The sequence below is a fragment of the Corallococcus carmarthensis genome (assembly GCF_003611695.1).
GTDB lineage: Bacteria > Myxococcota > Myxococcia > Myxococcales > Myxococcaceae > Corallococcus > Corallococcus carmarthensis.
Map to the genome: position 1 here is coordinate 1 of NZ_RAWE01000342.1, position 6,260 is coordinate 6,260.

Here is a 6,260-nt window from a genome sequence, read left to right on the forward strand (position 1 = left end):
GCGGGGCGGGGCGGACGTGGGAGGAAGTGGCCCCCTTGAGCAAGCGCCGGCTGACGGTCCAGGCCTGGTACGCGCGGCTGGAGCGGGACGAGGCGACGGTGACGGAGCACTACCGGCTGGAGGGTGACCTTCCGGCCCGGCCGGTGGACACCCGGGGGGAGCGACCGCTTTTGCTCGTGCGCGAGGGCGATCAATTCTTGTTTTCGCCCGGGCTCATGTAGGCTACCCGAGGAGGCAGGGGCCCGCGCGGGCCGAGTCATGGACGAAGCCCTCAAGCAGCTACTGACCCTCGGGCGCGGCTCCTTCGAGAAGAAGCAGTACGCCCAGGCCGAGCAGTTCCTGACGAAGGTGGTCGAGCAGAATCCGACCTTCGCCGACGTCTACAACATGCTCGGCATCATCTACCACGACCAGGGCCAGTTCGCCCGGGCGCAGCGGGCCTTTGAGTCCGCGCTGCGGCTCAACCCCGCATACACCGAGGCCGCGCTCAACCTGGCGGTCATCTACAACGACATGGGGAAGTACGCGGAGGCGAAGGAGGTCTACCAGGCCGCCTTGTCCCGCCAGAAGGGCGCCCCCGGCGAGCTCGACCCCTACGTCATGAAGAAGGTGGCCAACATGTACGCCGACATCGGCGACGTGTTCGCCTCCAGCGGCGTCTGGGCGAAGGCCATTGAAGAGTACCGCCGCGCGCTGGCGCACTTCCCGGAGTTCGTGGACATCCGCCTCAAGCTGGGCAACGCCCTCAGGGACGCCGGCGACAACGCGGCGGCCCTGGCGGAGTACGAACAGGTCATCGCGCAGAATCCGTCGTACATTCCTGGACGGATCAACTATGGAATCGCCCTGTACTCGGCGGGACGCCGTGACGAGGCGGTGAAGGTCTGGGAAGACGTGCTCGTGCGCAGCCCCGGCAACAAGAGCGCGCAGATGTACCTCAACCTGGTGAAGGACCCGGGGAAGGCGGAAGTGACGGGTTGAGCACCATGGCAACTTCCATCATCGAGGTCGCGGCACCGTGAGCACTCCTGGCGGTACGGCGAAGTCCTTTGCCCTCAAGTTCATCTCCGGGAAGTACCAGGGCGGTGAGTTCCCGCTGAAGGCCAACAAGCAGATCGTCGTCGGACGGTCGAGCGAGTTGGACATGGTGCTGGTGGAGGACATGGTCTCGCGCAAGCACGCGAAGATCCTGTTCTCCGACGGAGCCATCACCATCGAGGACCTGGGGTCCACCAACGGCACCTTCGTCAACGGCGAGAAGGTCAAGCAGGCCAAGCTGAAGGAGGGGGACCGCATCCTCATCGGGACCTCCATCCTCAAGCTCGTGCACCAGGGCGCGGAGAGCGCCGCCGTGGACGAGAGCGTCGTGAAGCAGAAGCTGGAGGAGGCCGCCGCCGCCCAGGCCGCGCGCACCACCAAGGCCAGCTCCATGACGGGGAAGATTGAAGAGATCCCCCTCCCGGACCTGCTCCAGCTCTTCCACACGTCCAAGAAGAACGGCGTGCTCGTGGTGAACAACGCCCACGAGGGCCGCATCTACCTGCGCCAGGGCCGCGTGTACTACGCGGTCATCGACGACAACCACAACCTGGGCCCGCAGAAGAGCTTCAACCGCATCGTCACCTGGGAAGAGGGTGACTTCGAGCTGCGCCCGGCGGACTCGCAGGAGTTCATGGTGGAGCTGGACTCCTCCACCGAAGCGCTCCTGATGGACGCCCTGCGGCAGCTGGACGAGTTCAAGCGCCTGCAGCCGAACCTGCCGCCCATGGCCACGGCGCTGCGCATCGCGCAGCCGCTGACGGCGCCCCTCAAGGAGCTGACGCCGGAGCTGCTGGATGTGCTGCAGCTCGTGCACAACCACGGCTCGCTGGGCGGTGTGCTGGACCACTCGGACGGCGACGACGTGCTCACCGCCGAATCGGTGGTGCAGCTCATGAAGCGCGACTACGTGCGCGCGGAGTAGGGGGCGGCATGGCGGGCGGGAAGCCGGTGAAGGCGAAGCGCCTCACCGAGATGAGCCACTGCGCGGGCTGCGCGGCGAAGCTCAAGGCGGGGGACCTGGCGAAGGTCCTGGGCGGGCTCAAGGGGGCGGCGTCCCACCCCCGGGCCCTGGTGGGCTTCAACACGAACGACGACGCCGCCGTGTACCAGGTGGCGCCGGGCATGGCCGTGGTGGAGACGGTGGACTTCTTCCCTCCGCTCGTGGACGACCCGTTCCAGTTCGGCGCCATCGCCGCAGCCAACGCGCTGTCGGACATCTGGGCCATGGGCGCGAAGCCGCTGTTCGCACTCAACCTGGTGTGCTTCCCGGACGAGCTGCCGCTCAAGACGCTGCAGAAGATTCTGGCGGGCGGCCAGTCCAAGGCGGACGAGGCGGGCATCCCCATCCTGGGCGGCCACAGCATCCGCGACCCGGAGCCCAAGTTCGGCATGGCCGTGACCGGCGTGGTGCACCCGAAGAAGGTGCTCACCAACGCGGGCGCGAAGCCGGGGGACGTGCTGCTGCTCACGAAGCCGGTGGGCACGGGCATCGCCACCACCGCCATCAAGCGGGGCCTCGCGTCCAAGGCGCTGACGAAGCGCGTGACGGCGCAGATGGCCACGCTCAACAAGGCGGCCGGTGAGGTGTTCGCGTCGGGCACCTTCAAGGTGAACGCGCTCACGGACGTGACGGGCTTCGGCCTCCTGGGTCACCTGCTGGAGATGATGACCGGCGCGAAGACGCGCGCGGCGGTGGACCTGGAGCGCATCCCGCTCATCGCGGAGGTTCCCGCGCTGGCGGAGGCCGGCGTGATTCCGGGTGGCACCAAGACGAACCTCGCCCACGTGAAGAAGCACGTGACGTTCCCGGAGGGGCTGCCGGAGCACATCCAGTGGCTGCTCGCGGACGCGCAGACCAACGGAGGCCTCCTGGCCAGTGTGCCCGCGCGCCACGCGCTCAAGGCCATCCAGGCGCTGGAGAAGGCCGGCGTGGACGCGGCCCTCATCGGCGAGGTCCAGGCGGGCCGTCCCGGCATCGACGTCATTGGCTGAACGCACCGGCGCCCGGGAGCGGATTTCGCCTCCGGGCCGGGGCCCGGCTAACATCCGGGCGAGAATGTCGCCGCGCTGCTTCCCCCTCCTCCTGCTCGCGTGCCTCCTGCCGGCCCTCGCCGGGGCGGGGGAGCGCGGCGCGCGCATCGTCATCGACCCGGGACATGGCGGGGCGAAGGAGGGCGCGAAGGGGCCCGGCGAGCTCTGGGAGAAGGAGATCGCCCTCCAGATTGCCCAGCGCCTGCGCGAGAAGCTGGAGGCGGCGGGCAGCGAGGTGTTCCTCACGCGCGAGCGCGACACGCAGATGGCGCTGTCGGAGCGGGTGGAGTTCTCCAACATCCAGCGGCCGGACCTCTTCCTCTCCATCCACGCCAACTCCATGCCCACGAAGCGCCTGCGCGAGCGCACCGAAGGCATCGAGACCTACTTCCTCTCCGCCAACGCCTCCGGTGAGGCGGCGCGGGCGGTGGCGGACCGGGAGAACGCGGAAGCCCCCACGGCCCGCTCGGCGCGCGGACACTCCACGCTGGCCTTCATCCTGGATGACCTGGCGCGCACGGAGGCGCACTCGGACGCGTCCCGGTTGGCCTACGCCATCCACCCGCGACTGGTGTCCCAAAGCGGCGCCGCGGACCGGGGCGTGCAGCAGGCGCCCTTCTTCGTCCTCACGGGCGTGGAGGCGCCGGCGGTGCTGATTGAAGTGGGCTTCATCTCCCACCCGCAGGAGGGCGCGCGGCTGGGGAAGGCCGCGTACCAGGAGACCCTGGCGGAGGCCATCGCGGACGGGGTGCAGGCCTTCCTCCGGGAGACGCGCCGGCGGGACTCCTCGCCCTCGCAACCGGTGGCCGGAGCCACGGGGCCCTGATAAAGCGTGGGGGCTTTGCAGTCCTCTTTGCGTCAGGAGCTTTCCCCCGTGCGTTCCTTCAACCGTGGTGCGCTGGACCTTCGGCCTGTCACCCTCACGCCCAACGTCAACCGCTACGCGGAGGGCTCCGTGCAGGTGGAGTTCGGCCACACCAAGGTGCTCGTCACCTGCTCGGTGGAGGACCGCGTCCCGCCGCACCTGATGGGCAAGGGCTCGGGCTGGGTGACGGCCGAGTACGGCATGCTCCCGCGCGCCACGCACACCCGCGGTTCGCGCGAGGCCGCCAAGGGCAAGCAGTCCGGCCGCACCATGGAGATTCAACGGCTCATCGGCCGCGCGCTGCGTGCGTCGGTGGACCTGCAGGCGCTGGGCGTGCGCACGTTCACGCTGGACTGTGACGTCATCCAGGCGGACGGCGGCACGCGCACCGCGTCCATCACCGGTGCGTACGTGGCGCTGGTGCTGGCCATGCGCTCGCTCAACAAGCCGGGCATCCTGAAGGGCCTCACCCCGCTGGCCGCGGTGTCCGTGGGCGTGGTGAACGGCGAAGTGCGCGTGGACCTGGACTACGACGAGGACTCCACGGCGGAGGTGGACCTGAACCTCGTGGCCACGGGCGACGGCCGCATCGTGGAGGTGCAGGGCACCGCCGAGCACAAGCTCTTCGACCGCAAGTCGATGGACGCGATGCTGGACGGGGGGCTGGCCGCCATCCAGCAACTCACCGTCGCGCAGGCGAAGGTGCTGGGATGAAGCCGAAGCTGCTCTTCGCCACCGGCAACGCCGGCAAGCTGCGCGAGCTGCGCGCGCTCGTGGGTGACGCGGTGGAGGTGGTGTCCCTCAAGGACCTGCCCCCCGTGCCCGAGCCCGTGGAGGACGGCGCCACCTTCGAGGCGAACGCGGTGAAGAAGGCCCGCGAGTACTCGGAGGCCACCGGGCTGCCCGCGCTGGCGGACGACTCCGGGCTGTGCGTGGACGCGCTGGACGGGCGGCCGGGTGTGCTCTCCGCCCGGTACGCGCCGGGGGATGACCGGGCCCGGTACGAGAAGCTGCTCGCGGAGCTTTCGGGCGTGCCGGACGAGAAGCGCACCGCGTCCTTCCGCTGCGCCCTGGCGCTGGTGACGGGCAAGAAGGGCGACGAGCCCCGGGTGGAGGTGGGCCGCTGCGAGGGCGTCATCCTGCGCGCGCCCAAGGGGACGAACGGCTTCGGGTACGATCCGGTGTTCCAGGTGGACGGAGAGGGCGGGCGCTCCATGGCGGAGCTGGCGCCGGAGGAGAAGTCCCGGGTGTCGCACCGGGCCCGGGCCTTCCAGCTGATGCGGCGCCATTTGTTGGCGCTGTGACCGGCCGGGCGGGCGTCAGGAACAGCAAGCTTGCGCGTCCGTTCGCGTTAGGCGAAGAATGCAGCACTTCTCGGGGCGTAGCGCAGCCTGGTAGCGCACCTGCCTTGGGCGCAGGGGGTCGGAGGTTCGAATCCTCTCGCCCCGACTTGAAGTGCCGTAATGAATCAGCAGTGAGGACCGGCCAGCTCCAGTAGCTCAGCTGGATAGAGCACCGACCTTCTAAGTCGGGGGTCGCAGGTTCGAGCCCTGCCTGGGGCGCAAATCTGCTGGCAGATGGTTTTGGGCCTTGAACGGCCCCGGTTTCCACGGTAGGAGACCGCCGCTTTCAAAGCCGTGACGTGTGAAGTTGAAGTGACGGCGAATGTAGCTCAACTGGTTAGAGCGCCGGACTGTGACTCCGGAGGTTGCCGGTTCGATCCCGGTCATTCGCCCTTCTTCATTCGCTTCCTGTCGCGCCTATAGCTCAACTGGATAGAGCATCGGCCTTCGAAGCCGAGGGTTGGGGGTTCAAGTCCCTCTGGGCGCACTCCTTTCCCAGCTCCTTCCCGCCCGTAAAACGAAACGCCCGCGCCCCTTCTTGCTGGGACGCGGGCGTTGTTCATTTCGGGGCTACGGCGGCCTTCAGGCCTCCGGGTTCGTCCCGGCGCTGTCCTTGGCGGTCGGCACGCGGCAGCGCAGCTCCGTCTCCGCCTCCAGCGCGGTGAGGTTCTCGCGCATGGCCTTCGCCCACCGGGCCCGGGGCTGCTCCATCAGCTTCTCGTGCGCCAGGTCGATGGTCTCGCCCAGCTCGTCGTCGGACAGCTCGGACGTCGTCTTGCCCTTGTACGGACCGAACGCCACCACCACGCCGCTTGCCTTGGGACGCTCGGGCGTCTGGGCCACGGGCACCGCCACTACCGTCGCGGCCGGCGCCAGCGGCACGTCCACGTCCAGCCCCGGCTCCTCCTTCTCCGGAGTCCAGGCCGTCTCCCCCTTCTTGGGGGCCTCCGCTGGGGCGGGGGCCGGGGCCAGGGTGGGGA

6 protein-coding genes, 4 tRNA genes and 2 pseudogenes are annotated in these 6,260 nt (G+C 69.0%); 11 read left to right on the forward strand and 1 reads right to left on the reverse strand.

Annotation, left to right across the window (positions count from 1 at the left end):
* From D7X32_RS42355 to D7X32_RS42405, 11 genes and pseudogenes are all read left to right on the forward strand, one after another.
* Nucleotides 1-221, forward strand: a pseudogene (locus D7X32_RS42355) (hypothetical protein); the annotation flags it as partial.
* A 37-nt stretch (nt 222-258) separates the two neighbouring features.
* On the forward strand, nt 259-981 hold the full coding sequence (locus D7X32_RS42360) for a tetratricopeptide repeat protein (RefSeq protein ID WP_014394857.1): 723 nt from the start codon (nt 259-261) through the stop codon (nt 979-981).
* A 37-nt stretch (nt 982-1,018) separates the two neighbouring features.
* The gene (locus D7X32_RS42365; protein ID WP_120608184.1) at nt 1,019-1,963 is read left to right on the forward strand and encodes a DUF4388 domain-containing protein; all 945 of its coding nucleotides are present in this window, start codon (nt 1,019-1,021) and stop codon (nt 1,961-1,963) included.
* Between the two features lie 8 nt (nt 1,964-1,971).
* On the forward strand, nt 1,972-3,033 hold the full coding sequence (gene selD / locus D7X32_RS42370) for a selenide, water dikinase SelD (RefSeq protein WP_120608185.1): 1,062 nt from the start codon (nt 1,972-1,974) through the stop codon (nt 3,031-3,033).
* 64 nt (nt 3,034-3,097) lie between these two features.
* Nucleotides 3,098-3,898, forward strand: a complete 801-nt coding sequence (locus D7X32_RS42375) for an N-acetylmuramoyl-L-alanine amidase family protein (protein WP_120608186.1) — start codon at nt 3,098-3,100, stop codon at nt 3,896-3,898.
* Between the two features lie 48 nt (nt 3,899-3,946).
* Nucleotides 3,947-4,651, forward strand: a complete 705-nt coding sequence (gene rph / locus D7X32_RS42380; RefSeq protein WP_120608187.1) for a ribonuclease PH — start codon at nt 3,947-3,949, stop codon at nt 4,649-4,651.
* Nucleotides 4,648-5,241: an RdgB/HAM1 family non-canonical purine NTP pyrophosphatase gene (gene rdgB, locus D7X32_RS42385; RefSeq protein ID WP_120608188.1), complete on the forward strand. Its 594-nt coding sequence runs from the start codon at nt 4,648-4,650 to the stop codon at nt 5,239-5,241. Before rph ends, rdgB begins: the two co-directional genes overlap by 4 nt.
* Before the next feature lie 71 nt (nt 5,242-5,312).
* Nucleotides 5,313-5,386, forward strand: a tRNA-Pro gene (locus D7X32_RS42390).
* A gap of 39 nt (nt 5,387-5,425) precedes the next feature.
* Nucleotides 5,426-5,499 (forward strand) — tRNA-Arg (locus D7X32_RS42395).
* A gap of 99 nt (nt 5,500-5,598) precedes the next feature.
* Nucleotides 5,599-5,672, forward strand: a tRNA-His gene (locus D7X32_RS42400).
* 21 nt (nt 5,673-5,693) lie between these two features.
* A tRNA-Arg gene (locus D7X32_RS42405) sits at nt 5,694-5,767 on the forward strand.
* 95 nt (nt 5,768-5,862) lie between these two features.
* Here D7X32_RS42405 and D7X32_RS47315 read toward each other — a convergent pair.
* Nucleotides 5,863-6,260: pseudogene (locus tag D7X32_RS47315) on the reverse strand (phage recombination protein Bet); the annotation flags it as partial.